The 24935-nt window shown below is 41.4% G+C and carries 24 protein-coding genes; 10 read left to right on the top strand and 14 right to left on the bottom strand.

Features of this window, described 5'->3' with window-relative positions:
* Positions 1-64 precede the first annotated feature (64 nt).
* Positions 65-400, bottom strand: coding sequence for a hypothetical protein (locus A142_RS12230; RefSeq protein ID WP_019823966.1), 336 nt, complete (start codon positions 398-400; stop codon positions 65-67).
* A 200-nt stretch (positions 401-600) separates the two neighbouring features.
* Between A142_RS12230 and A142_RS12235 the strand changes: the two genes are divergently transcribed.
* Both A142_RS12235 and A142_RS12240 read left to right on the top strand, forming a co-directional pair.
* On the top strand, positions 601-1434 hold the full coding sequence (locus A142_RS12235) for a hypothetical protein (RefSeq protein WP_019823967.1): 834 nt from the start codon (positions 601-603) through the stop codon (positions 1432-1434).
* A 368-nt stretch (positions 1435-1802) separates the two neighbouring features.
* Positions 1803-3044 carry an integrase domain-containing protein gene (locus A142_RS12240; protein ID WP_019823969.1) on the top strand — a complete coding sequence of 414 codons (1242 nt, stop codon included), beginning with the start codon at positions 1803-1805 and terminating at the stop codon, positions 3042-3044.
* Between the two features lie 41 nt (positions 3045-3085).
* Here the strand turns inward: A142_RS12240 and A142_RS12245 are convergent, their stop codons facing one another.
* Positions 3086-3289 carry a helix-turn-helix transcriptional regulator gene (locus tag A142_RS12245; RefSeq protein ID WP_019823971.1) on the bottom strand — a complete coding sequence of 68 codons (204 nt, stop codon included), beginning with the start codon at positions 3287-3289 and terminating at the stop codon, positions 3086-3088.
* A gap of 178 nt (positions 3290-3467) precedes the next feature.
* Between A142_RS12245 and dgt the strand changes: the two genes are divergently transcribed.
* Positions 3468-4985 carry a dGTPase gene (gene dgt, locus A142_RS12250; RefSeq protein ID WP_019823972.1) on the top strand — a complete coding sequence of 506 codons (1518 nt, stop codon included), beginning with the start codon at positions 3468-3470 and terminating at the stop codon, positions 4983-4985.
* A gap of 47 nt (positions 4986-5032) precedes the next feature.
* Here the strand turns inward: dgt and A142_RS12255 are convergent, their stop codons facing one another.
* The 9 genes from A142_RS12255 to A142_RS24355 form a co-directional block, all read right to left on the bottom strand.
* Positions 5033-5866, bottom strand: a complete 834-nt coding sequence (locus tag A142_RS12255) for a hypothetical protein (RefSeq protein WP_019823974.1) — start codon at positions 5864-5866, stop codon at positions 5033-5035.
* A gap of 2 nt (positions 5867-5868) precedes the next feature.
* Positions 5869-6414, bottom strand: coding sequence for a hypothetical protein (locus tag A142_RS12260; RefSeq protein WP_019823976.1), 546 nt, complete (start codon positions 6412-6414; stop codon positions 5869-5871).
* Positions 6414-7682 (bottom strand): restriction endonuclease subunit S, encoded by a 1269-nt coding sequence (locus A142_RS12265; protein WP_019823978.1) that lies wholly within the window; start codon positions 7680-7682, stop codon positions 6414-6416. The genes A142_RS12260 and A142_RS12265 overlap by 1 nt, the downstream gene beginning before the upstream one ends.
* Complete coding sequence (locus tag A142_RS12270) at positions 7675-9306, bottom strand: HsdM family class I SAM-dependent methyltransferase (RefSeq protein ID WP_019823980.1); 1632 nt, start codon at positions 9304-9306, stop codon at positions 7675-7677. The genes A142_RS12265 and A142_RS12270 overlap by 8 nt, the downstream gene beginning before the upstream one ends.
* A gap of 6 nt (positions 9307-9312) precedes the next feature.
* A complete protein-coding gene (locus A142_RS12275) occupies positions 9313-12489 on the bottom strand; it encodes a type I restriction endonuclease subunit R (RefSeq protein ID WP_019823982.1) in 3177 nt (1058 codons plus the stop codon).
* A gap of 33 nt (positions 12490-12522) precedes the next feature.
* Positions 12523-13860 carry a DNA-processing protein DprA gene (locus A142_RS12280; protein WP_019823984.1) on the bottom strand — a complete coding sequence of 446 codons (1338 nt, stop codon included), beginning with the start codon at positions 13858-13860 and terminating at the stop codon, positions 12523-12525.
* On the bottom strand, positions 13860-15974 hold the full coding sequence (locus A142_RS12285) for a RecQ family ATP-dependent DNA helicase (RefSeq protein ID WP_019823986.1): 2115 nt from the start codon (positions 15972-15974) through the stop codon (positions 13860-13862). Before A142_RS12285 ends, A142_RS12280 begins: the two co-directional genes overlap by 1 nt.
* A gap of 235 nt (positions 15975-16209) precedes the next feature.
* Positions 16210-18456 carry an ankyrin repeat domain-containing protein gene (locus tag A142_RS12290; protein WP_019823989.1) on the bottom strand — a complete coding sequence of 749 codons (2247 nt, stop codon included), beginning with the start codon at positions 18454-18456 and terminating at the stop codon, positions 16210-16212.
* A gap of 228 nt (positions 18457-18684) precedes the next feature.
* Positions 18685-18831 carry a hypothetical protein gene (locus tag A142_RS24355; RefSeq protein ID WP_019823990.1) on the bottom strand — a complete coding sequence of 49 codons (147 nt, stop codon included), beginning with the start codon at positions 18829-18831 and terminating at the stop codon, positions 18685-18687.
* Between the two features lie 175 nt (positions 18832-19006).
* Here A142_RS24355 and radC point away from each other — a divergent pair, with 175 nt between their 5' ends.
* From radC to A142_RS12305, 3 genes are read left to right on the top strand one after another with little or no spacing between them, the layout of a single operon-like run.
* Positions 19007-19474, top strand: coding sequence for a RadC family protein (gene radC, locus A142_RS12295; RefSeq protein ID WP_019823992.1), 468 nt, complete (start codon positions 19007-19009; stop codon positions 19472-19474).
* Positions 19471-19917, top strand: coding sequence for a DUF2787 family protein (locus tag A142_RS12300; protein ID WP_019823994.1), 447 nt, complete (start codon positions 19471-19473; stop codon positions 19915-19917). Before radC ends, A142_RS12300 begins: the two co-directional genes overlap by 4 nt.
* Before the next feature lie 38 nt (positions 19918-19955).
* Entirely contained in the window at positions 19956-20393 is a 438-nt protein-coding gene (locus A142_RS12305; RefSeq protein WP_019823996.1) for a DUF2787 domain-containing protein, read from the top strand.
* Between the two features lie 3 nt (positions 20394-20396).
* Here A142_RS12305 and A142_RS12310 read toward each other — a convergent pair whose 3' ends face one another.
* Complete coding sequence (locus A142_RS12310; RefSeq protein WP_019823998.1) at positions 20397-20738, bottom strand: YkvA family protein; 342 nt, start codon at positions 20736-20738, stop codon at positions 20397-20399.
* A gap of 139 nt (positions 20739-20877) precedes the next feature.
* On the opposite strand from A142_RS12310, the gene A142_RS12315 reads away from it, so the two are divergent.
* Positions 20878-21129 (top strand): hypothetical protein, encoded by a 252-nt coding sequence (locus A142_RS12315; RefSeq protein ID WP_019823999.1) that lies wholly within the window; start codon positions 20878-20880, stop codon positions 21127-21129.
* Positions 21130-21311: 182 nt separating this feature from the next.
* Complete coding sequence (locus tag A142_RS12320; RefSeq protein ID WP_019824002.1) at positions 21312-22280, top strand: helix-turn-helix transcriptional regulator; 969 nt, start codon at positions 21312-21314, stop codon at positions 22278-22280.
* Here A142_RS12320 and A142_RS12325 read toward each other — a convergent pair.
* A complete protein-coding gene (locus A142_RS12325) occupies positions 22277-22504 on the bottom strand; it encodes a helix-turn-helix transcriptional regulator (protein WP_019824004.1) in 228 nt (75 codons plus the stop codon). The genes A142_RS12320 and A142_RS12325 overlap by 4 nt on opposite strands.
* Positions 22505-22581: 77 nt before the next feature.
* On the opposite strand from A142_RS12325, the gene A142_RS12330 reads away from it, so the two are divergent.
* Both A142_RS12330 and A142_RS12335 read left to right on the top strand, forming a co-directional pair.
* Positions 22582-23571, top strand: a complete 990-nt coding sequence (locus A142_RS12330; RefSeq protein ID WP_019824006.1) for a GTPase family protein — start codon at positions 22582-22584, stop codon at positions 23569-23571.
* A 107-nt stretch (positions 23572-23678) separates the two neighbouring features.
* Complete coding sequence (locus A142_RS12335; RefSeq protein WP_019824008.1) at positions 23679-24125, top strand: hypothetical protein; 447 nt, start codon at positions 23679-23681, stop codon at positions 24123-24125.
* Between the two features lie 39 nt (positions 24126-24164).
* On the opposite strand, the gene A142_RS12340 is transcribed toward A142_RS12335, so the two are convergent.
* Positions 24165-24812, bottom strand: a complete 648-nt coding sequence (locus A142_RS12340) for an inovirus Gp2 family protein (protein ID WP_019824010.1) — start codon at positions 24810-24812, stop codon at positions 24165-24167.
* Positions 24813-24935: the final 123 nt, after the last annotated feature.

Genomic DNA, 24935 nt, shown 5'->3' on the forward strand with positions numbered 1-24935 from the left:
GCTTGTCGAGAAAGAGAATAGTCTGAGGGAGTAACTCCCTCAGACTATTGTATCAACTAACCTATTAAGCTCTATAAGGAGGGATTGCTAACATAACTTTCTTAGCTATTATCTCGACAATTTCATCAGCCTGTTTCTTCTTACTTGCCATAATAGAATCCCAATTTGAGGAATTGAGAGGCTCACTAACCTCCCCTTCTATCACGTCTTCCAACGCCATCGCATCTTTACAGTGCTCTGTGAGTTTGACAATCCATTGGTATCGGCCTGAGTTTTTTTTGATATCTTGATTAGTTAAGAACTCAGCTTCGATACACAAATTGATAACTAAATCGTCTATTGTTGTTTGTCGGCATTCTTCCAGCTTTACAGCCAGTGCTATTGGAGAATTATGATTCATAGTTTTTCTTCAAGTGTAATAACATAAATGATCAACTACAAATGAAGGGTAGTTAAGAAGGGAAGCCCCTTCTTACCAGTGGACAACGAAGGAACGAAGTGGGTTGTCCTATCTGGAACCAACCATCTGGTATAAAGGTTAAGTGCTGGTTGTTTGAAATCACTGAATTTAGTTTTTAAGCTTATAGAAAACATATCAATATGCTTAAAAACTGGACTGTAACGACACAACCCGTGCGCCTCGCTAGCGACGGTGTGTTAATCAGAGAGCGTTATTATTTAAACCCGAAACACGTGAACCACAAACACACTGAAGCACTCATTTCCCTTTTCGGCTGCACCGAGACTTCAAACCGAATTGCAATTTCTGGTGAGCAATTTCGACTTAACCAACAACTCTACAACCGTCGTGGAGGACGGCCTCTAGCGACCTATTCGATGGAATATTGCCTCACACTACCAAAAGGCTACCGACCTACTAAAACTCAGTGGCAGTCCATTGTAAAAGAGTGCGCATTGGCTTTAGCCAAACTTTGTCGACTCAACAAATCTGAATTTGCCCAATACAGACAACAAATTCGAGCAGTATTGCATCAGCAGGAGCAACAAGGAAACAAAGGTAGTGGCGACCATGTGCATTTAATGATTGGTAAAGTTGTCGGTAATCGTGTCCTCACTGAGCTACAACAGAAAAAAGCTACAAAAGTCATTAAACAAGTATTCAACAGTGCAGTGCTGGAACATGTCGGCATAGACTACCGGAGCTATGAGCCAATTGAAAAAGAAAAAGGACGCAGACTATCAACTTGGCAATACCAACACGAAAAAGCCACTGAGGCCCTCGAAATTGAGAAACTCATCAAGCAAATGCAAACACAGTTTGAAAAGTGGTTAAACGCAAAAGAAGAGAGAAATGAGCGACAAATTCGACGCCAACAAAACAGGCTATTAAAAAGCTATGAACAATTGAAGCAGCGCTCACTCAGTGCGTCGCAGTTGGAAAGGATTAACATCGTTAAGAGTCAGATTAAATGATCCGCTCAGTATAGATATCGATTCAACTCCCAAATGAGGAACTGAACTGGCATCCATATTTTTGAATATGCGCTTGGGTATTGATACTAACTTTATATGGTACTAAGATGCGGTACTAAAGGGTAATTCTCAAAAAACACAAACACCCTAACCTATTGAAGTCACTGTTTTTTAAGGGACTTGAAGGCGACTCCCGCCAGCTCCACCAATTCATAGAGAAAGACGTCCTAGGGCGTCTTTTTTTATACCCAAAGAAAAGTAAATCAATAACTTAGCGTGCACACTAGTCCTATCTCGTTCTGGACAGCTCATTTTTTTAGCAGTACGCTTAGCAGTACCGATTCGATAATGCTAACTTTGGTACTGCTATGGCGAGAACAACGAAACCTCTAACCAATACGGAAATTAAACAAGCGAAGCCAAAAGATAAGGTTTATGACCTGCGAGATGGTCAAGGGCTTGTCCTCCGTATAAAGCCTAATTCATCAAAACTATGGCTATTTGATTACTATCGACCATACACCAAAAAGCGCACCACCCTTAGCTTTGGTAGCTACCCTGAAGTCTCTCTAGCTGAAGCTCGTGAACTTAGGGCACAATCACGGAAGCTACTATCGGATAATATCGATCCAAAAGAACACCGAGAACAAATCGCTTTAGAGCAACAAGGCCACCGTAGTGCAACACTCGAAGTTGTCGCTAAAGATTGGTTCGAAATAAAAAGAAAAAAAGTAACACCAAACTATGCCGATGATATTTGGAGCTCTCTTAAGCTTCATATCTTCCCCACTCTTGGACCGTATCCAGTATCAGAGCTACGCCCTCAGCATGCTATCGATACAATGAAGCCTCTAGCCCACAAAGGTAACTTAGAGACCATCAAGCGGCTTTCTCAACGTCTCAATGAGATTATGACCTTTGCATTGAATACAGGGCTGGTGGATGCAAACCGCCTAACCGGTATAAAGGCGGCATTTGAAACACCGAAGAAAAAACACATGCCGACAATAACACCGAAAGAGTTACCTGGTTTAATGCTCGCCATTAACAAAGCCAATATAAAACTCACGACTCGATGTCTTATTGAATGGCAACTTCACACTATGTCGCGCCCAAATGAAGCTGCTGGAGCTAAGTGGGATGAAATTGATTTTGATAATAAATGTTGGGTGGTACCTGTCGAGCGTATGAAAATGCGCAAAGAACACGTGATACCGCTCACAGAGCAAACCTTGGGATTATTGGATGTAATGAAACCAATCAGTGGTCATCGAGAGTTTATCTTTCCTTCAGACAGAAACCCAAAGACTCATATCAACCCTCAAACAGCGAATATGGCATTGAAGCGTATGAACTACAAAGGGAAGCTAGTTGCCCATGGACTCAGAGCTTTAGCAAGTACGACGCTCAATGAACAAGGGTTTGATTCAGATGTTATCGAGGCTGCACTCTCTCATATTGATTCAAATGAAGTGCGTAAAGCGTACAACAGAGCTGACTACTTAGACCGACGTAAAAAGCTCATGGCTTGGTGGAGCAAGCACATCTCGAAAGCATCTCAGGGTGACCTTTCAGTTACAGGTACTCGTACACTTCGCGCTGTCGGGTAAAAAATAAAAAAAGAGCTAACCACCAAGGTTAGCTCAAATATTCACACTTCACGTCGGCTTTCTTGAACTCGCTGATCAATCCATTGCTGAACTTCACTTTCTACCCATGCTACACAGCGATAGCCCAGTGATATTTGTGCAGGAAATCTATCCTCACTCACAAATTTATAGACACTCGCTCTCGAAAGCCCAGTCATGGCTATGACCTCTTTTAACCTGATTAGTCGTGTTGATTGCTCTTGCATATATTCACCTTCATGGCAGTTAATGTCACTGGGTAATATATGTTCCAAAATAGTTTAGGTCGCATCGTCTTATTATTAAACTCAAAGTAAAAGTCTAGTCACATTATTGACACCAGCCTATGGATATAGGTGCACATGAGTTTTAATTTAGTCTCAATAACTTATATGAGACCTAACAATGACTATCAATTTCAACCAAAAAGTACGTGGAACAAGAGTCTATCACAACGGAAAAGCTACTAGAGCTCGTCCACTTGAAGAACCAAACAAAATAGCTCAACAAGGAAACTTTGAAAGCGACCGGGGTCGTATCCTCAATTCAGCTGCAATTCGAAGGCTTCAGCAAAAAACTCAAGTATTCCCTTTAGAACGAAATGCTGCTGTACGCAGCCGATTAACTCACTCCTTAGAAGTCCAACAAGTTGGCCGTTACATCACTCAACTAATTTTCAATAAGCTACCCGAAAAGGATCTTGAGCAATACAAGCTGGCTGGATTAGATCGCCAAATAGAATCAATTGTTGAAATGTCTTGTTTGATGCATGATGTTGGAAATCCACCTTTTGGTCACTTTGGAGAACAGGCAATAAATGACTGGTTTTCTAGAAACTTAGTATCTTTAACCACAGATGAAAAAGGTAAACCAAGAGTTGATTTACCAGCACCTATCCACCAAGATCTTATTAATTTCGAAGGTAATGCACAAGCAATCCGCTTAGTTCATACCCTTTTAGGCCTTAATCTTACCTACTCTCAAGTATCTGGAATTTTCAAATATACTCGCCGTGGTGATCAAGAAGCTTCAGAAGAACAGCAGAGTGAATTCGACTACTTGATGAAAAAAGTAGGATACTATTTAAGTGAACATCGCTACGTTGAATCTATGAAACTAGTCTTGTCTATGGATTCCCATTGCCGCTCACCATTCTCTTATATCATGGAAGCCGCAGACGATATTTCTTATGGTATCGCTGATATCGAAGACGCGGTCGAAAAAGGCATCCTTACTATTGAGCAGTTAAAAAGTGTTCTAGATAAAGAGTTCCAATTACTCGTTAAAAAATATGATTTAACTAATAGTAATGTGATGAAAGAAATCGTCGACATTGCTTATGAAAGTGCTTCAAAAGCTGAGAACTGTGCTAATAGCCATTTTTTTGTGACTCTACGTGTAGAAATCAACAAACGCTTACCACAACACGCTTGCAAACAATTTATTGAAAACATTGAAGACGTATTTAATGGAACATTTAATCGGGCATTAATTGAAGATAAAAGTGTCAATCACGCTCTTGTTAAAACACTAAAAAATGTAGCAAAAAAATATGCCTTTTGTGACCCTGAAGTAGAAAAAAGTGAGTTACAAGGATATCGAATTCTCACTGGACTATTAGATGCCTATAAACCGCTACTCTTACTAGACAATAAAACATTTAATAACATCGATGATGCTCCACTTTATGAGCGAAGGCTTCACAAGAAGCTACCGAATAAGCACTTGAGGGCATATCAAATAGCAATACAGACTCTAGAAGATGAAAAACGAAAGTCACCAGATGTCGCCTACCTACCGTATGATTATGACGATGACATCTGGGAGTTTTATTTCCGAGTCCGTTTGATTCAGGATTATATTAGTGGCATGACCGATCAATATGCTTTTGATGAATACCGCTCTCTAAACGTCTTAGAGTAGCTTTTCTCATAACTAAAAAAAGAGCTCGAATGAGCTCTTTTTGCGTTCTAATCCATAGTCTGTACAGAGTTAGCCAAACGCTTTTCATGCCCTAGCGGTGTGGTGTAAAAACGCTGCTCAATACCGTAGAGCAAATATTTCAGCTCATCGTCTGAGTTGATTTCAAACTTACTGTTTTCTTTATCGAACGTTAACTTTTGCTCGCAGTAACTATGAATATACGAGTACATTTGGTCTCGTTCTTCCACTGGTAATGCCGCCAGTGTATCCATTGCCAATGCGATACGTTTGCGATTGGGCTTCGATACTTTAGAAGTATCATAGCCATCAGAAAGCTCAATAAAGTCCTCTTCTAAGAACTTTTCAACCTCTTCTTTTGTAGCTTCTTTGTAGAGCTCATCAATACCTTTAAAGATGCTTGATATTGTCGCTAGACTCTTAAATACTAACTTGTCCTGCGCTTTGTAGTAGACAGCATCAGCCACTTGATTAACAACCAAACGCTTTTCAGTACTTTCAAGCTCCGCCGCTTCGCCGAATGCAATCATCTTCTTGGTAACAAAAAGAGAAGGCGTTATTTTTTGAAAATAGAAATTATTGCCTTGAATCGCATAAAGCTGAGCAATGTCTTTAAACTTAGCTTTTGGAAGGCCGTCATAATCTTTTGAATCAAAATCGACTTTAAGAATATCAAGACAGTATGGCTGTTGACTAAAGTTATCGATTTTAAACCACGAATCTTCGTCTAGGTTGTGGTCAGGGGCATAATCAACACTGGCATCATCAGTAACGACCAACTCCTCGAACAGTGTTTCGTCGGAAAGCAACTTAAAGACATTCTTTTTATTGCGACCTTTAACTTTAGTCAGTACTGAATCCACGATTACCCTCGCTCAATAAATGTATAATTATTAATACGATAAGCTTTATCTATCACTATATCACCAGGTGTTTTATAGCACTCTTGGCTTATCAAAAAGATGGTTGCACCATTTTTCGTTTTGATGTTGTAGAACTCAAATCCAAACAATAAAAACAGCGGGTTGAAGTAAAGCGCCTGTGATAAGAAGGTAAACACGAACAGAACACCATAGACAAAAAACAAGGTTTCCCAGTTGCCAATACTTAGTGCAACAAAGAAGTAGCCTAGGTAGCTAGGAAGAAAGCTGTTATTGGCATGCTCAACCTCAACCACCTGACCCGCTTTGAACTCATCTTTACCAAGGTATCGACTGAGGTAAATACTCAGCCCACTTAACGCTATTGGCACCAATAGATAAAGGACATATGAAATTGCGCTCGGCAAGGTGGCTAAGTTGGTGCACTTGTCAAAAAAATAACCTAACGTGTAGCCCTTCTGCACCACAAAGATTATCAACAGCAGTGATGTTGCCGTAACGGTTAATAATAGCCGATACGCAATGTTCATCATTTTACCGTAACTTGCCCATTCATAAGCATTGGGAGAAGCCAGTCTCTCAGTTCCATGAGTAATTGACTCTCTTTGTTGACGATATTGGTCTTCTCAAACAGCTCTTTAGTCACTTGTTCATAATGCTCAAACATACCACTTTGCTCCAACCCTGGCTTCAATACTGGTATTTTACGAAGAAGCTGAATACCGATCGCTGGTCGAGTTGTGCCAGAGGAATTCTTTAGAACGTGCTTATAAAACTCCTCACTTTTCATGACGTTATAAACGTACCCTGCAAATTCAGGCTTCTTTGCGTTGATTACAGACAACGTTGGTGATAACGCATAACGAAACTTTTGTTTCTTTAAACGAACTACTTTTCCTACTGTTCCAACACGCCCATAACCAAGAGAGTAATCTCCTATGTGATAGTCTTTTTCTTGTTTAAGAACAAACTCTTCATCAATTTTTCGGGCTTTTGACAGTGAAATATTACCAGCCTCATCAATATCCCCAATTCCAGCAAAAGGAAAGCCTGAATCCACTTCTTTGGGAGCTCGATGGCTTGGGTGTGGGTCTATCACATCAGCGAAGTACTCTATAGGTACCAGCTCCCACCCCGCCGGGATTTCACGCTTTAAAACCTCGTTATAGACCATCTTCCCGCCATACTCTTTATATGGCTTACCCTCAGCGTTTGGAAAATCAAACTGTACAAACCAGTAATCATATAGAGCCTTCGCCATGCCTTCCAAATCAGCAAAAATACGATAATTAATATCAAGCTTTTTATCAATTAAAGCCAAAAGATTTCCACGTGCATGCCTATCTTCAGGAAAGTTGATTTTTAGATTTACAATCACATCTTTTGTTAATGCATTTCTTGTTCCACCAACTTTACATATTTGCAAAAGGTGTTTTTTTAGAAATTGAAGGTAGTATGCCAAGTACCTAGCGTCATTCGAATTTTTGCATCTAATAATAGCTACGTGCTGATTTACCCGAGCAGGCAGCACCTCATCCGGAACAAGGCAACTCCGGGCAATAGAGTCCCCAGTGATGTTCAGTAAAACATCAGAAGCCTCTACCGTTACGCCTTTAAGCTTATCCGCTTGAACGTCATTCAAGTACACCAGACCTGAATTTGAAAAGTACATATCTTGAACATTTTGGCTTCGTATAAATGAAATACCATCGTCTTCATAGACATTACTACCTCCCCTTGGGGTTGCTCCACTGCCAACCTTAGACGTTATACTTTTTATTGTTACTAGTTTACTCATACTTGAGTCCCGCTAACTGATTTTTAAGTTCTGCTTCAAGGTCACGAGACTGCTCAAATAACTCATTTAAGTTATTTGTGAAAGCATCCATTTTGTTGGCAAACTGCTCTTGTGTAATATCAACATAATCAATTTTTACATCGAAATACTGCCCAGCACTCAGACTATAATTTTGGGCTTCAATTTCGTCATAACTCACAGAAACAGAAAAGTCATCGACAGTATCTCTCGCAGTAAACGTATCAATAATTTTTTGTTCTTCTTCAGAAGAAAGAACTATCTTCTGATTTTTACCTTCCTTAACTTTACTACCAAGATTGGAGGCGTCTATCAGAACGACCTTCTCTTCGTTACTTCTATCAATAATCAGGATCGAAACATTAGTACCGGTTGTGGCAAATATATTGGATGGCATAGACACTACGCCAGCCAACATTTTATTTTCAACTAAGTACTGACGAATATTCTTATCTATTCCAGACTGAGCAGTAATAAACCCTGTTGGTAATACCACCGCAGCCTTACCTTCAGGCTTCAAAGAATGAATAATATGCTGCAAAAACAATTGGTAAATTGCCATTTTATCTTTAGCTTTAGCAGGCACGTTTGGCACCCCAGCAAAAAAACGTTTTTTATGCTCTTTGCCATCTAACTCTTCATGGATTTCACTAAAATCAAGCTTAAACGGTGGGTTAGAAACAATGTAATCAAACTGCTTTAAGGCTGCGCCATCTTTGTGGTGAGGATTCCGCATGGTATCACCTTCAATCACATTAGGAATTGAATGTACCAAGTTGTTTAAGATTAAGTTCAATCGTAAAAGGTTCGATGACTTCTTCGAGATATCCTGCGTAAAGATAGAACAGCGACTTTCTCCTATTGCGTGTGCAACGTTCATCAATAAAGTACCTGAACCAGCTGAGGGATCGTAACAACTTACGTTACTGACTTTTCCTTGCTGCTCCTCTGGTACAAGAATACTAGCCATAATGCGAGCCACGGCATGAGGTGTGTAGTACTCGGCATATTTGCCACCTGAATTACTGTTGTAGTCTTTGATTAGGTATTCAAAGATCACTGCATAGAAGTCGTACTTTTGGGTAAAAATGCGCTCAAAGCTAAACTCTGCAATGCTGTTAATGATTGCACGGCAAAAGTCATCACGCTTACTAACGGTCACGTATTCACTGATCGATTCGAACAGTGCAACCTTCTCACCAGAATCGGTCATTACTGAGAAGGTATCACTGTTGAGCATCGAGATATCGCGTAGTGTGTCATCGAACAACTTAGCGAAGTCGGCTTCATTTTGTTTTGCAAATAAGGTGGAGATGAAGTGCTCTTGTTTTAGCTCTGCAGCATCAGCAGGCAACTGCATTGCCAGCATTTCTCGCTCATCATCGCTGAGTGCGATAAACGCTTGTTCCCAGTTATCACAGCTTGCTAACTTGGGTTCAATCTGTTTCGTTTCATAAGCGAACTTATCATTCAATAACTTATACAAAAATACCTGAGTAATGATCTTAAACTCACTCGCGTCATTACCTAAACCATTACGTGCACAGGTTGATTTTAAATCATCAATCAGTTGTTTGGTTTTACTTTGAAAGTCTTGTTCTACCATTTTGTCCTACCACGGCGCTCGGCCATTAAATTCGTTTAAATACTCACGTACCACCAACATATTGATATGCTTGGCAGCTACGGGAGTTAAATTGATTTTTTGCTCCATTTTGAACTGTTTGATGGTGTTAGGCATCACTGTACGTTCAAAATAGCTTTCGTTATTAAGCAACTGCTGATTATTCAACACCTGATCATCAGTTAGCTGCTTGATTGCTGCTAGAGCTTCAAAAATACGGCGTTCAATAAGGTTTTCCGCACTCTCAAACAGCTTACTATGCTGTCCTTCCCCTCGTTTCCCTTCAAGGATTCGCTTGTGGGTTCTTGCGTACTTTTCATCTCCTAAGTACTTAGACTTAAGGCGGCTATTTTCTAAGTTAAGTACCTTCACTCGCTCATGAATTTTTCGCAATACACCAATATTCTTGTCCATCTCTTCCTGAGTGACTTCACTTAAATTCTTGGTTTTGAAAAGACGTTCTAACTCTTCTTTTAAGGCGATAAACTTAGGGTCAGCTTGATCTATGTTACCAGCCAAAGCCTCACGGGTTTTACGTAAGGTGTTTTTGAGTTCGTCAGCTAACTTGAGTTCACTTTCACCGACCTTAGTAAACATAAATACGACATCTTCTAGCGCCGCGTTTAATAAGTTGGTGGTATCAGTACTGTTCTCTATTTGCAGTTTTAGATTCAAATTACCTAAGTGGTCATTGGTATATCGATACAGCACGTTAAGCTTAGCGAAATCTAGCTCTTGCAGCTGCTCAGTATCCCCTTGAAGGCGGATGAGATTATACAGGTCTTTGGCACTTTCTAATGCTTTCTTTAAGACTAATATTTGTTTGCGATCTGAGATTTGGCTAATCTGCTGTTGGAACAGTTCTGCATTCTCAGTATCAAATTGAAATAGTACATCTTTTATGTGCTCTATCTCTTGATGCACTTCTTCATGACTTTTGAACAGATTTGAATAGCTGTCCATTTCATCACCAAGCTCGCCCTTTAATTCATCAAAATAGGCTTTGTTGGTTGCATCAAACTCAGCGCTGATATCAGCAAAATCGACTACGTAACCATAGCGGAAGTCTTTATAAGTACGATTAACACGCGTTAACGCTTGAAGTAAGTTGTGCTTTTTAATAACTCGACCTAAGTACAGCTTTTTCAATCGTTTCGCATCAAAGCCGGTAAGCAGCATGTTGTAGACAAACACAAAATCTATCTCACCCGCTTTAAATTTTCCCACCCAGTCTTTACGGTCTTCTTTATTGCCAAACTTATCTAAAATTAAAGCGGCCGAATGCACTTGACTATCGCGTTTTAGCTTTTCGTTATAACTAGCTTTGGGCTCATAAATGGCGCTTTCTTTTACTACATCCTCTTCATGCTTTGAGCTCGCAGGCAAAACAGGATTGGTGGCATAAATAGCATTGAACTGCTTAAACAGTTCTTTTGCTTGCTCAGAGCTATCACAAATCACCATTCCACCAATGCTGTTATCTCCCCAGGTTGAACGGCTTTTCTCAAAGTCCTGAACTATATAGTTCAGCATCGGCTCTACGAACTTAGGATGAGCATAGGCTTGCTTTTTGTCGATACTGCCTTGCTGTAACTCGACCTCTTGCAATGCTTCACGCATTGCCATTACATAGTTGCTAGCAATCTCTTCACGAATTAAACGTAAGGTATAGCCATCTGCAATTGACGCGTTGTAGTAATACTTGTGGATGTAATTACCAAAGATCTGTTTTGAGCTAAATACTTTTGACTCTTTCGTCGGATCTTTATCTTTTTCCGCCAGCAGTAACGGTGTGCCTGTTAAGCCTATCTTAATTGCATTGGGATCTGACTGAGTGAGGTTGGCTAAGAAACTCCCTTTAGGGTTATAACTACGATGCACTTCATCTAAAAAATAAACACGTTGGATATTGACGTCATAATCTACTGTTCGTACAACGCTAGGGTCATCCTCGAACTTTTGAATATTAACAACGGTGATCTCCGGCTTACCTGAGTCATTATGGATCACCTTAGTTGCCTTGATGCTCTGAGCAAAAGCTTCTCTAGAATTGACTGTATGAACCATTAACCCACGGCTCGTAAATTCACGCTGTGCTTGAACAAGTAGATCTATCCGGTCAACAATAAAATAAAACTTAGGGATGATGTCTTGCTTTTGATAGTAGTCGGTTAAGTGCCTTACGTTGTAATAAGCTAGAGCCGTTTTTCCACTTCCCTGAGTATGCCAAATAATGCCTTTCTTAATGCCTTCACTTAACTTTTTTTCAATCGCTTTGGTCGCAAACAGCTGTGGATAGCGCATCACGTGTTTTTGTAGACCATCGGTTTCTTTAACATACGCTAGCGAATATCTCAGCATGAACACAAGGCGCTCTGGGTTAAGAAGTGACGTGCATATTCTATTGGTTGGCGCATCATGGTCTTTGTTGGTGATGAACTCAGGACTATGTTTAATAACGGTATAGTTATTGTCTTTTAGAACAAAACTCTCAGTATCATCGGCTAAAGGCTTAAGCAGTTTAGTAAGATTAAGAACTTCCTCTTCTCGGAAGTAGTTGAAGATAGGCTTTGTATAAGACGAACTTGCATAGAACGCTCCTTGGATAGGCTCCGAGCTGCCATCATCGTATTCCATGTTATTAGAAAACAGCATGAGCTGAGTAATATTAACGAAACGTCTAAACTTTGGATTCTGAAAACGAGTGTTGATTCGATTTCTCTCAGCTATAACACCGTCTTTATTGTTTGGTTTTTTAACCTCAATAAAGACTAAAGGCATACCGTTAATGAGCAAAATGATGTCTGGACGAAACTCTTCATCACCGTTCTTGTATGTAAGCTCTGTTACTACGTGTAGGCTATTTTTTGAGAAGTCATCAAAATCGATGAGTTTTGTACCGGAACGACTCGTCAGTTTTTCATAAAAAGCACGGCCTAGATCTTCATTGTCTAAGCTTAACTTCAAGTCATCCAAACAACGCTCAACATCCCCACCATCCATTCCAGGATTAATACTCTCTATCGACTCTTTGAAGATATCAGGGAAAATGTTGGTATCAGTGCACCAAGTGGCTTGCTTTAATGACAAGTACTTATACCCTAAGCGCGTTAGGTGCAATATGGTTGGTATCTTTACCCGTGTATCTTCGTTTTGTTTGGTCATTAAATACCTAAGCTCTGTGTTGTGATTTTATTTTTAGTTATTTTTGTTCCACTGGTACCGCACTGGTCGTGTTGATTTAGTCACCAAATTTTGCTCTAGAGCAAGAGCTAGCCAGCTTTTTACCTGCCCTTTATGCAATTCTGATACTTCAACAAGTTCTGTTTCTGATATTGGTTCACTGGCTAAAGTTTGTAGATACTGAACAAACAATTGATAAAAGCTGTCTTTGGTAACAGCATCAGGCTCTGCCTTTGTCAGTAAAGCGGATTCTTTGTTCTCTACTAGCACTTCATTATTTTTCATTTCTTGCTCAGAACTGCCTTCTACAGCCTTCTCATCGTTATATTCACTCTGAGATATTTCATTTGACTGTGCGAACAAATCTGCTTGTGCTCGGCTAAACAAGTCCGTTTGGTTGTTAACGTTAGAATTGGAACTGTTGACTAATAGTGATTGAACATCCAGCTCTACAATGTTCTCGCTACACCAGCTTGCTCCTGCTGCAACAATTCCAGCATTACCAGCTGCAGCGTCTTGAGTTTGCTTTACCCAAGTAGGAACCCAACCTTTCTTTATGTTCTGAATAGCCCCTTCCCATGTACCGCCTTTAGTTCCTGAGTGAACCACTACAGAAGTATCCGCAAGACAATAAATGTACTTATTGCGGTCCATTGCATTAAAACGGTTAAAGCCAGCTTCAGGATTGAAAGGGGAGACCAACACAACGTTGCCGTTCATTAGACCGCTTCGATATTTGGCCGAAGTAGAGGTTTTCAGTAAACTATCAGCGAGTATGCCAATAACAACACCTCCAGCACTCATAGCACCTAGCATTGAAGTTTCATCGACACCTCTAGCCCCACCAGAAACAGTCCCTAGACCAGCATTCGCGGATTTACATCCAACCAGTTCGGCATAAGCAAGATCTGCAGGAGAAGCATTGCGTGAGCCTACGACGGCAATACCACCAGCCTTAAGCAACTCTCTGTCTCCACATCCGTACAGCACAGGAGGAGCCTGGTTACCAAGCTTATGGAGTAAACGTTTAGGGTAGCTATCTTTGTCGGCACGAGTAATCACCCACAAGCCTGAGCGACTCCATTTTTCAAGCGCTAGTGCCATGCTGTGACCTCGCTTTAAGAGGGCTTCAATTCGCTCTTGAGTCACTTTGTTTTTAGGATCTCGCCACTGAGATAGCAACGCTTTCTTGTCGTTATCCAGCAAGTCAGCTGGACTGAGTTGACTATCCCTCAACCACATAGCGAAACGTGCCCATTCCGCATTAGTGAGCGGCTTTGCTGCATCTTTATCCTGCTTGCCAAAGTAACTGGTAAGCAAGATTATCGCTTGTGCTGTTGTTGTTAAATTCATTAATCATTTACCGATGTGGAAGCTAGTGCGACTGGGTATACTTTACCACTGCCAGCTTGCTGAAGCTTCGCAGCGAGAACAGTTAACGTCCAACCCGAATCAACAATGTCATCAACTAAGAAGCAAGGCCCTTCTGGTATCGATCCCTCGACTTCAAAAGCACCATCTAGATTACGACATTGATGAAAGCGGTTTTGCTGGAACTTTTGTTGTTCATTGTCTCTAACTTTTTGTATCACGTCGACAAATTCTAAACCTAACCGTATAGCTAGCCTTCTAGCATAATCAGGAACTAGTTCAGGGTGATTACGGGACGGGACGCAACATAACCAAGTTGGTCTTTCTTCTAACTCCCAACGTTCAAGTATCATTTCAGCCATTGCATCAACTAACTCATCTCGGAAATGATTGTCATGTTTATCATCTCTTACCATTTGCCCCCAACCAGCATCCCCCCAACGAGACAGTACTCTGCCCTCTTGAGCTCTTCGCTCAATAGGTAAGTTACCTCTAAACCCTTCTTCAACAAATGCTCCTGCTGCTACCTGAACATTTGGTTTTATTGTCATTTCTGCATGACGCAAAAAAATCGCTGCATCGTGGGCTAATGCAGACTCTATTGCACTAGTCACTATTTCTTCTTCGAGACAAACTGCACATCGTCCACAAGGCTGTGCTTCCTCATCATCAAGAGCTTGGCGAAGGTATAGCATTAAACAAGTATCACTCACTTGGTAATCTAGAACCTCTTGCCATTCTAACTCCCGCTGATGAGTCAGGTGTTCGATTCTATCCTGATCCAAGTTGAACCTAACCGGTGTCCGCTTCCATTGTGAACCTTCTTTAATTACAGGTGCAGGGTTCTCTACACTGAGTAACTTCAACACTTTCTCAATTTGCCCAAAACGAAGGTTGGTTAGCTCTTCCAATTGACGCATTGTTAGACCATCGACACTAGCGAGTGCTTCAAGTATCTCATTGATTTGCTCAAGGCTGGGAAATGCTGAAGATCGGAAATACTCATGGATATCAGAATCCTCGACACCGGATAAAAGTACCCCCTTCGCATCTGAAATCCTTCGCCCTGCCCGACCAACTTGTTGATAGTAAGCTACTATTGAGCCTGGTGATTGGTAGTGGATAACAAAACTAAGGTCAGGTTTGTCATAACCCATTCCTAAAGCGGTAGTGGCTACCAACACGTCAATTTGATTATTTAATAGCAGGGTTTCTAAATGCTGACGATAAGCATTTGAATCAGGATTACCTGCCGGGGTAATAAAATCTGAGTGAGTAACTTTGCCATGATAAGCACGAGCATTAATATCATTGCGAACTAGCCATTCTGCGACTTGCTCAGCATCACGAGTAGTTAATGTGTAGACAATCCCTGTACCGTCCAATTGCGGAATTACTCTTGCAAGCCAAGCTAATCTGGACGCCTGATCAGGTAATCGAATATTTTGCAATGCCAAACTATCACGACCTAATTGTCCGCGTAGCGTCTGAATGTCACCCAACTGTGCTTCAATATCTTCAACAACTCGTCTATTTGCAGTCGCTGTAGTTCCAAGAACCGGGGTATTTTCTGGAAGTTGCCTTAGAATACTAACAATTCGGCGATAATCTGGACGGAAATCATGCCCCCAATCAGAGATACAATGAGCCTCATCTACAACCATTAAGGATATTCTGTCAGCGATTGGACGAAGAACAGTCTCAACAAAATTGTCATTCGCGAGTCGCTCGGGAGAAATCAATAAACAATCAACTTGATCATTTAAGATGTCACGAGTAACAGCCTCCCAATCCTCATTGTTAGATGAGTTCATTGTAACTGCACGTATACCCAACCTCTCAGCAGACTCTATTTGGTTACGCATTAACGCAAGCAAAGGCGATACAATGATTGTAGGTCCTTGCTCTCTATCCCTGAAAATTTTTGTGCTAATGAAATAGACCGAACTCTTTCCCCAACCAGTTCGTTGAACAACCAACAACTTTTGATTGTGGTTAACTAATGCATCAATAGCTTCCCACTGGCCTTCTCTAAACTGCGCATCCTCGTCATCAATTGCTGTTTTGAGTAATTGTTCTGCCGCTTGTCTATTCATCTAGCCCACCTATGTAATTAGTTTTGTATAAGCACCAAAGAGATTACTTAATAAAATAATTTAAAACAATGAGATAGATTCCATTTAAGGCAACGTATTGAATATACTGGTTGGGATAAAAATAGCAGCCATTAGGGTATTTGTATCATTGAAGTATATCTTTAGTGAGAGTAGATAAAATCAGCCTCATTAGTTTATTCCTCGAATGAGATCGAGTAGCGCTCAGCTATACCCTTTAACTAAGCGCTTTAGCTACATTCGACGCTCGCCACTCTCTTATCAAGCGTTCAATATCGACTCGTTGACCAGTACGTGAATCAATACAGGTATCTTGAAAGTTAGCCTGATACTGTTTTGAATCTATCATAGCCTCCACCAGCTCAGCTTCATCAAGTTCAATCGCTAACATCAATGGTGTGTATCCAAGCATAGCAGTGTCATGCTTGGCATTGGGATCTGCCCCTTCCTCTATAAGCAATTTCGCTATTTGCCGAAACCCATCTGCTGAAGTGTATTTTAGGATATTACCGATCTCAGTTTTCTTCACTACCTCGTGTATACTTTGAAAAACTGGGTCGCTGTCTTGTTTAGCCATTACTGTTTTTAAATGCTCAAGATCATGAGGTAATAGTCCTGCAGAGTGAGCGCGTACCGATTGCAAGTTCATTTTAGAATATTTCATCTTTTCCCAATGCCCTGCATTGAGATGAGGCCGAGTATGATGTGCTATTAAACCTATGGCTGTGAATAGCGGGGTTTCCCCAATAGTGTCATGTCTTCTATCAACTGAAGCCCCCATCTCAATTAGTTTCCTGACAACACCTATTCGACCAGTCTGAATAGCGCAACCGAGGGGAGACAGTTTTTTCTTTTCCGTTAGAGTATCCAGTACACTTCTCTTATGTGGCTTCTGGCTCAGTAGCTGGAATAATTCTTCCTTCATTGAATTCAAAGGCATCACGTTAGCTTGCATTGATTGGATAGCTAACAGAATTGCCGACTCATTGCGTGATGACAGTCGGTTAACGTCTGCACTTGAATTTAGAAGAGTCGAGATAGCATTTACATCCTCAAGCATCGAGAAATAAACCAACTGTGGCATTTGTTTTACTAACCCACCTTCCATTCCAACCGATAATACTTTGTCTGGTTTTTCAATATCTAATTGGTGAGTCGTTTCATCCACCATCCATACCCCATTTGTGTCATGTGGATTTGTAGGATATGACGCACCTGGGAAGAACGAGTCTCTAGTAAAGAAAGCACTGAAATACTGACTAAATGCAGCAATTTCCCAACTTTCAATCTCTTGTGGTTTCGCTTTGTCCTCATCACCACTATGCTCTGGTGGCATTAGATCTATCTTCAACACCACAGCCATTCGTCTCAAACGGTTAATGAACCTTTTGTTTGGTTTAGGGCATCGACATGCTGTAACGATCGCCTCGATAATAATCTTCTCGGCATTTTCCCCTTGCCTATAGATCACCTGTTCAAATGCTAGCTTATACTCATCAACCGCTGCGAGTAGCTCTCCTGAATGCAACAAGTAACGAGCATTCATCCAATGGTAGTAGTATGTCGCTTCTTTATTGATATCGAGCTTCTCTTGTTGCGACCTAAGTTGATCCAGCAATTCGAAACAGCGCCCTTGGCTATCTGCAACTTTAGGTATTCTTAACCTAAGTAAATCAAACAACCCCAATGCTAAAGGAGATGTAGCTTCATATTTTATCGTTCCTTGCTGAAGCAGGTTGAGTAGTTGACTAACCAGTTTCTCTAAGCACTGTTTGGGGGAGCTATGTCTAAGTAGAGCGAGGTCGGTATAACCACTACGATAAAAAAAGTAATCCCACAGGCGAGCTGTTATCAGTCTGGCCTTAAAAGCCCCCCAACTATTTCCTCGTTGCCAACTTTCCCCAAGAGAAGTAATACTGGAGAGTTTAGGTAACTCAGCTCCAGGGCCTAGTGCCCATGCCCTCAAACACTCCTTTTGAGACTCTGTGCTATTTATTAGGAACTGCTGCCACTCCATTGAATCCTCAAGGTTCTCTAAAACAAGTGACATCAAGGTCTTGTCGCTCCAAGCAATATCTCTCGATGTAAGCCTCATACCATTTAAAGAACTAGAACAAATCTCAGCGACAGCGAATGTCATAAAGTAGCGATCAATAAACTGTTGAGCTAGATTGGCATCTACCCCGTCGAGAGGTACTGACTTTATCAAGTTTAAATAAAACTCTGTAACCCTCTCAAATTGCTCCAGCACATGATCGGCAAAGTAAATATTGACACATTTTGTAAGGGGATCGTGGATTAGGCTTTTCTTCAAAGCCTCCAAATGAAATGGATTTATTTCTGTGTTTTTACATGCATCATCAATCTTCTTACCTGCTAAAGCTTTGGTTCCTAGACCTTTAGCAAATTCTCTAAGTAAATGCTGTACAGAGTAATACGGCGTGTTATTTGTTTTATTAGTCATACTGAACGTTGAATATCTTTATTAAAGTTTTGAAAAGCTCGTCTATCACTTGGCGTACTTGGCACTGTGAATCGCTTCCCTGCTGGCGAGAAAATAGAGCCATGTTTTTTACAGCGTTGGAACCGCCAGTTATTTTTCACCAAATGGCAAACCAACTTCTGTATATCTTTGTTATTGCTATATCTTTTCATAATTGATGAGGGGGAAATGTTATCTCCCCCGCACTCCCTACGACTGACTGTTTTTCGCAGCGGCTGATTGAGCTCTCGCAGCAAAACTTCCTTTGGCTACTTGACCACCATTTGCTTTCGCTTGTCCGCCTTGAATACGTGCAGCGGCTGACGGGGTCATTGGTGTTGATTTCGCTTTAGACATGTTCATTTCTCCTTGTGTGTTTGAACACAAACAAGTTAACAATCGCAGCTTAAAAACGCACGGGGGCAACTGGAGAGTTTTTTAATTACTACCCTACCACGCTAAAAACATAAATAATTTCAGATATATATCATCTTCGTGCACCTACTACTCAACTCATTCTAAGGAGTGTTTCATGCACGATAACAACTACTATTTTGATGGTCCTGTCACCGCCGACAGGGTGCTCGACGCAGCCGCAGAAATCCTTGCAGCACGGGGCCTCCGAGGCGATCAACATTGCAATCCAGAACTCACTAAAACCTACCTTTCTTGCAAATTAAAAGCCTATGAGAGAGAGGTCTTTGCTGTAATGTTTCTTGATAACCAACATCACCTTATTTCATTTGAAGAGCTTTTCTTTGGCACCATTGACTCAGCCAGTGTCTACCCTAGAGAAGTGGTAAAAGCCGCATTAAAGACAAATGCCGCAGCAGTCATCTTTGCTCACAATCACCCTTCAGGGGATGCAACACCATCACAAGCTGATAAGCGAATCACTCAAAGACTAAAAGATGCATTAGCTCTGGTGGATATCCGGGTTCTCGATCATATTGTCATTGGAGATAGCGCCGTCTCTTTTGCAGAAAGGGGGCTACTATGATTCAGAAAAGATATGGAGACATTGCCTTACACGATACCTTTCATCATGGCTTACTCGCGATTATCAAGCAGTATGATATCCCTAGTCATACTCAGCGAATTATTCTTAACTTTAGAGAAACAAGCTACTACAGAACCAAAGAAGGGCTACACCCGGTTGAAATTCAACTCTACCGAATATCCCTTTCCACTCCTTGGCAGCTTATCTGTCTAACAAGCTTTTCCTACTCAGATACTCAAAGCCACGAACTAGAACCTGAACTCTATTTTCACTTGCCTAACCTTTGGTGTTATCAGCCCGATTGTGGGGCGGTAAGTCTTGAGCACCCCAAAATTAAAACGCTATTAGAAGCGTGGATGCAAACCTTAGCCTGTCATTTAACGCAGTGTAGTTATGATGATATCCAACTAACAATGACCAGTACCTTTGACGCCACTTCATAGATCGATACCCCATTATCACCAACACTAGGAGACGTAATATGTCGACTCTAAACTTTGCCCCGCCATCTCTACCAGTATCAAAACAACTCCAAACTTTACTTAGTCAGTACTGCCAGAATTTCTTTTCTTCAGAAGAGACCAAAGCCACCAGTCCTACAGTCACGATTAACTTTCGAGACAAGAGTTATAGTGCAGAGGAAGGGGGTTACCATCCTGTAGAAATAAGCCTCAACATTAAGGAAGACCACACGCTAGACATTCTCTACATCACTGACTTTGCCTATATGGGTAACTACTACCCAGAACTAGAACGCTGCATAGACTTTGATTTTGGGAATCAAGTGGTCTTTACAGTGGCAACCGGATGGCAAAGCATTCGCTCTGAAGGAATTGATGAACTGTACAAAATGTGGGAACAAAATTTTCTGTATTACGTTAAATCTGAATGCTTCGACAACATCGAGCTTACCCACTAACCCCTACCTTTCTAGCCAGACTTCCACTTGTTGCTTTGCTTCTTCCTTATGCTCTTGTTTTACATGGGCCCCAACAGAAGCTAACGCAGCCATCAATACACTAATGTCATCACTGTAGCCTACACCCACCAACACATCCGGTATAGCGTCAATAGGGAAGACAAGGTAACCCAGAGCACTCAATATCGCCGTTTTAGCCCAACGTGGTGTATCGCTATCTTTCGCACAGTAATAAAGGGTTAAGGCTGTTTCAATAACCTCGCGTCCTGATTTTCTGGCGTAGCGTTTGAGCTTATTCCAAAACGAGTGCTCATTAAAATGTCTTTGGTGCTGGGTGTCTTGCATCGTATGCCCTCCATTAAAGCTTCAGGATACTGGCTAGCACATTCATTTTTAAGACCAACCTTTAGCGAAGGCGACATAAGTTAACGCATCAATTTGTATTATGCATTGGCACTCAACACTTAATAAAAAGGATCACCAAATGGGATTTTGGGACAACGTTGGAAAGCTTGCGAAAGCAGGCGCACAAGTAGGAGCTAAAGTAGCTTCTGACACGTACGGTGACATGAAAGAGGCACAAGCCGATGCGGCAAGTAAGGGGGATGATCAGTTGGCACGTACCCTTGCAAATCGTTCAGGCGGTACATGGGCTATAGGAGCCGCTCGTCAGGAGCTTAAAAATCGCGGATATAGTGATGATGCGATTCAAAGCATGATAAGTCGTCACCGCTAGTGATAACTAAGGGACACGGTAAACTTCCGTGTCCGATTCTTTCTTTATTTTAGTCAAAAACACTGCGACACAAGTCAACGCAGCGCCTCGTAAACTCTCTTCAATCAATTCGTTAGCTCATTGTCTTTACTCATTTCATACATGAGCGGAGAGGTGTGCGCTTAAAAAAAATAAAGCCATCTATGGACGATACCAAGCTTAATCGCTCACAACATTACATACAGCTGGTTCTTGAGATTTATAAGCGTATTCCTAACAGTCGCAAGATCACAGCAAAAGAGATCCAACTGCAACTCAGTGAAATCGGCATTACTCGTTCAGAGCGGACCATTCAGCGTAATCTCACCGATATTGCTCAGTTCTTTGATGATGTCGATGTAGATACGCGCGATAAACCTTTTGGTTACAGTCGCCGCTCACAGAACTTGTTATCACATGGACCACAGGAGGCTGTACTGCTTAGCCTAGCTGAAAACTATCTACGCTACCTTCTTCCTGTCAATTTAATGAAAACACTCGACAGTGTTTTCAATGATGCTAAACAACACCTTTTCCCAACCACCAGCAATATGAAAGAACGCCAATGGTTAAGAAAAGTGTGCTTTGTTAATGAGGGCGTACCACTACTCCCTCCCCATATCGACAACGAAATATTTGAGAAGGTTAGTTATGCTCTCTTCCACAATCGTTATCTATCTATTTGTTATACCAATGCCAACTTAGAGTACAAAAGCAAAGACGTCATGCCATTGGGTCTAGCACAACAAGGCAGTCGTCTGTATCTGGTGTGCCGCTTCCATGGTCACACCAACGAACGCTCTCTGGTATTACATCGAATCAATAAAGTCAATGTATCTACTTTTGATTTTACTTACCCAAGTGACTTTGACCTAGAACGGTATGAGCTAGATGGCCGCTTTTACTTTGGTGAAGGAAATGAAGTAAACCTATCTTTTTGCATTACCCATGAAAGCGGGTATCACCTACTTGAAACACCCTTGTCGTTGAAACAATGTGCTGAGTTAGTGGACGGAGGATATCAAATCACTGCAACGGTGATCGATTCACCTCAACTTGATAGATGGTTACGTGGTTTTGGGGATGATGTTTGGGACATTACTAAACAGAAAAGTTCTGAGAAAACCGCTTAGGCTATCCTCTCTTGAGCCAATATTGGTGAGCGTACACCTAAGCGCTCATCACGATCCGCCACTCTCTCTATCACCCAATCTTGAACCTCACTTTCTACCCATGCCACACATCGATAGCCAAGCGAGACAGACTTAGGAAACTGGTCTGCATCCATCAGCTTATATACATACGAACGGCTCAAGCCCGTCATTTCAATTACTTCTTTTAATCGAATTAGTCTCATTTTTCTTTCCTCATGAATTACTCGTCATAAGGAGAGAGCTAGTTGTAAATTTTCCGCACTCTAACCAAGGAGCACCTATGCCTGAACATCACGACCTATTCACCACGCTTGAAAGCGAGATACGTCAAGCACCGCTTAATGAACAAACGCGAACTAAGCTACTCGATAACCTTGAACAAATGAAAACCACAGAACTCAACATTCTGATCACGGGAGCTACTGGAGCTGGAAAAAGTTCTACGATAAATGCCCTTTTCGACATGGCGATTGCAGAAGTAGGTACAAGCTGTGAGCCACACACACTAGGAATCAGTCAGTACCGCTTGAACAACCTAATTCTTTGGGACAGTCCGGGCTTAGGGGATGGAGTCGAAGAAGATGAGCAACACGCTCGCTTACTAGAAAAGACATTGAAAGCCAAAGATGACCAAAAACGTTTTGTGATCGATTTAGTCCTTGTCGTTCTTGATGGGGGTTCACGTGACTTAGGGACACCCACCACTTTAATCAACGACGTACTTATTCCGGCATTGGGAAAAGAAGCTCAGCACCGTCTAATGATTGCCATCAATCAAGCAGATAATGCTTTGAAAGGGAACCAAGCCTGGAACCATGAAAGTAATACTCCAACTTCCGCAGCAAAAGCTCACCTAGAAGCCATGGTGAACTCCATTCATCGTCGTGTACTGCGGGCTACAGGGGTTTATTTAAAACCGATTTACTACGTCGCTGGTCACTGTGATGGCACAACCAAACAACGTCCCTATAACCTTTCCAAGCTGTTGTATCTGATTGTTGAACGCCTACCAAAAAATAAACGGCTCATACTGGCGAATCGTACGCTTTCCCCTCGACATGAGAATTGGGAAGACAACGATGCCAGTGATTACAACAACAAAACCAGTTTTAGCTTATGGGAAGCCATCTTCGATACGACAACTAAAGGTGCAGAGTATGGGGGGGAGATAGGAAGCATCTTTGGCTCGACAGGCCAACACATTGGGAAAGTCATAGGAGGCGCGCTAGGAGCCTGCCTAGGTGGCTTGCGTTACATCTTCGGCTGGTAGGTAGTCTCATACAGCCCAACCTCACAAACCAACACTCTCTTCGACACAAGTTGTCGTAGCCATCTTTTAGTATCAACTCATTGAATAATAGATAAAGGATATCTCTCATGAAACCTATTGTAATTACCGCAGCACTAACACTACTTATGACCTTTACTGCATCTGCTGAGGGCTACAAAGTCGAATACAAAGACATCAACACCCGATGGGGACCAAAGACGAAAATATATGTAACGTCTCTCTTTGACTACTCGACTGTCTTCGGTATCGAAGTTAACCGAGGTAACTGTGAAGTCGCTAGACCAGAAACCCCAAAGATTACCGTCAACAAGAATAAGTACAGCCAATCTGAAGAGTTACTCAAAAACATGAGCAACCCTGATTACAAAAAGCCATCCAATAATAGCAAGTCTGGTGGTGTGGAATGGCTTCCTTATCCCGAAGTGGATTTGAAGTACGGAGAGTCTACTGGTTATGTCACTACAACGCCCTGTAGAGTCCTACAGATTGATATTCACTCTAGTGAAGGGAGTTACCGCTTTAATGCGGATTAAATAACTGAAAGGCCACTAGGGCCTTTCTTTTTTGTCTTCTCACTTACGACTACTTCCAAAGTTTTTCTCTCTGCTTCCATACTGTTTACTTTCTCCCTTAGCAAAGTAACTGACTCGATAGAAAGCTTGCTTGTATTGTTCCTCAAAGGTCTTGCTATCGTTCCGCCTATTAATTTCATAGCGACCATTATCTGGGAAGTTAATAACACTATTTACTTGTTCGACCTTAAGACCTGTAGCACTTGCCCAAGCTTTAGAAATCATGCCTGAAATATAATCACTCGTAATGTTGTCATAAGGCCCGATACTTTGAAAAACATCACCGTTAAGCAATACAGCAACATGGTAATGAGGATGCTCAGAAGACACTACTTCCTTGCACCAAATAAATCTTGGCTTACATTGTCGTTTGTTACCCTTCCGCTTTAAGTAGGCAGATAACATCTCTTTAAAGGATTCTTGAAATTTAGTGATTTGCTTACTTGATACTCCCCCTGTTGAAAGCACAATGGGGTACTTTAAATCCACACGTAGTAACAACGTTCGCGGGTGTTGGCCCAGAGCATTATCAAACGCTTTCTTGATTGAAGAGAGATAGGATACTTTTAGCTGTCCTTTCTTGGAGTATACCGGTAAGTCCATATCATCAATGGTGAGTATTTTTGCATGTTCAAGATGGTTGTTCATTTCTATCATTCCTATTGGTTAGTGTTCTCAATAGGTAGATAGGTTGTTGTAATTAATTAGATAAGATTAAAGGTAATAATATTATTACCGACAGTTTTCGCCCCCGACCTTTAGTAAGGTTCC

The sequence above is a fragment of the Vibrio splendidus 12E03 genome, from assembly GCF_000272105.2.
Lineage (GTDB): Bacteria > Pseudomonadota > Gammaproteobacteria > Enterobacterales > Vibrionaceae > Vibrio > Vibrio splendidus_I.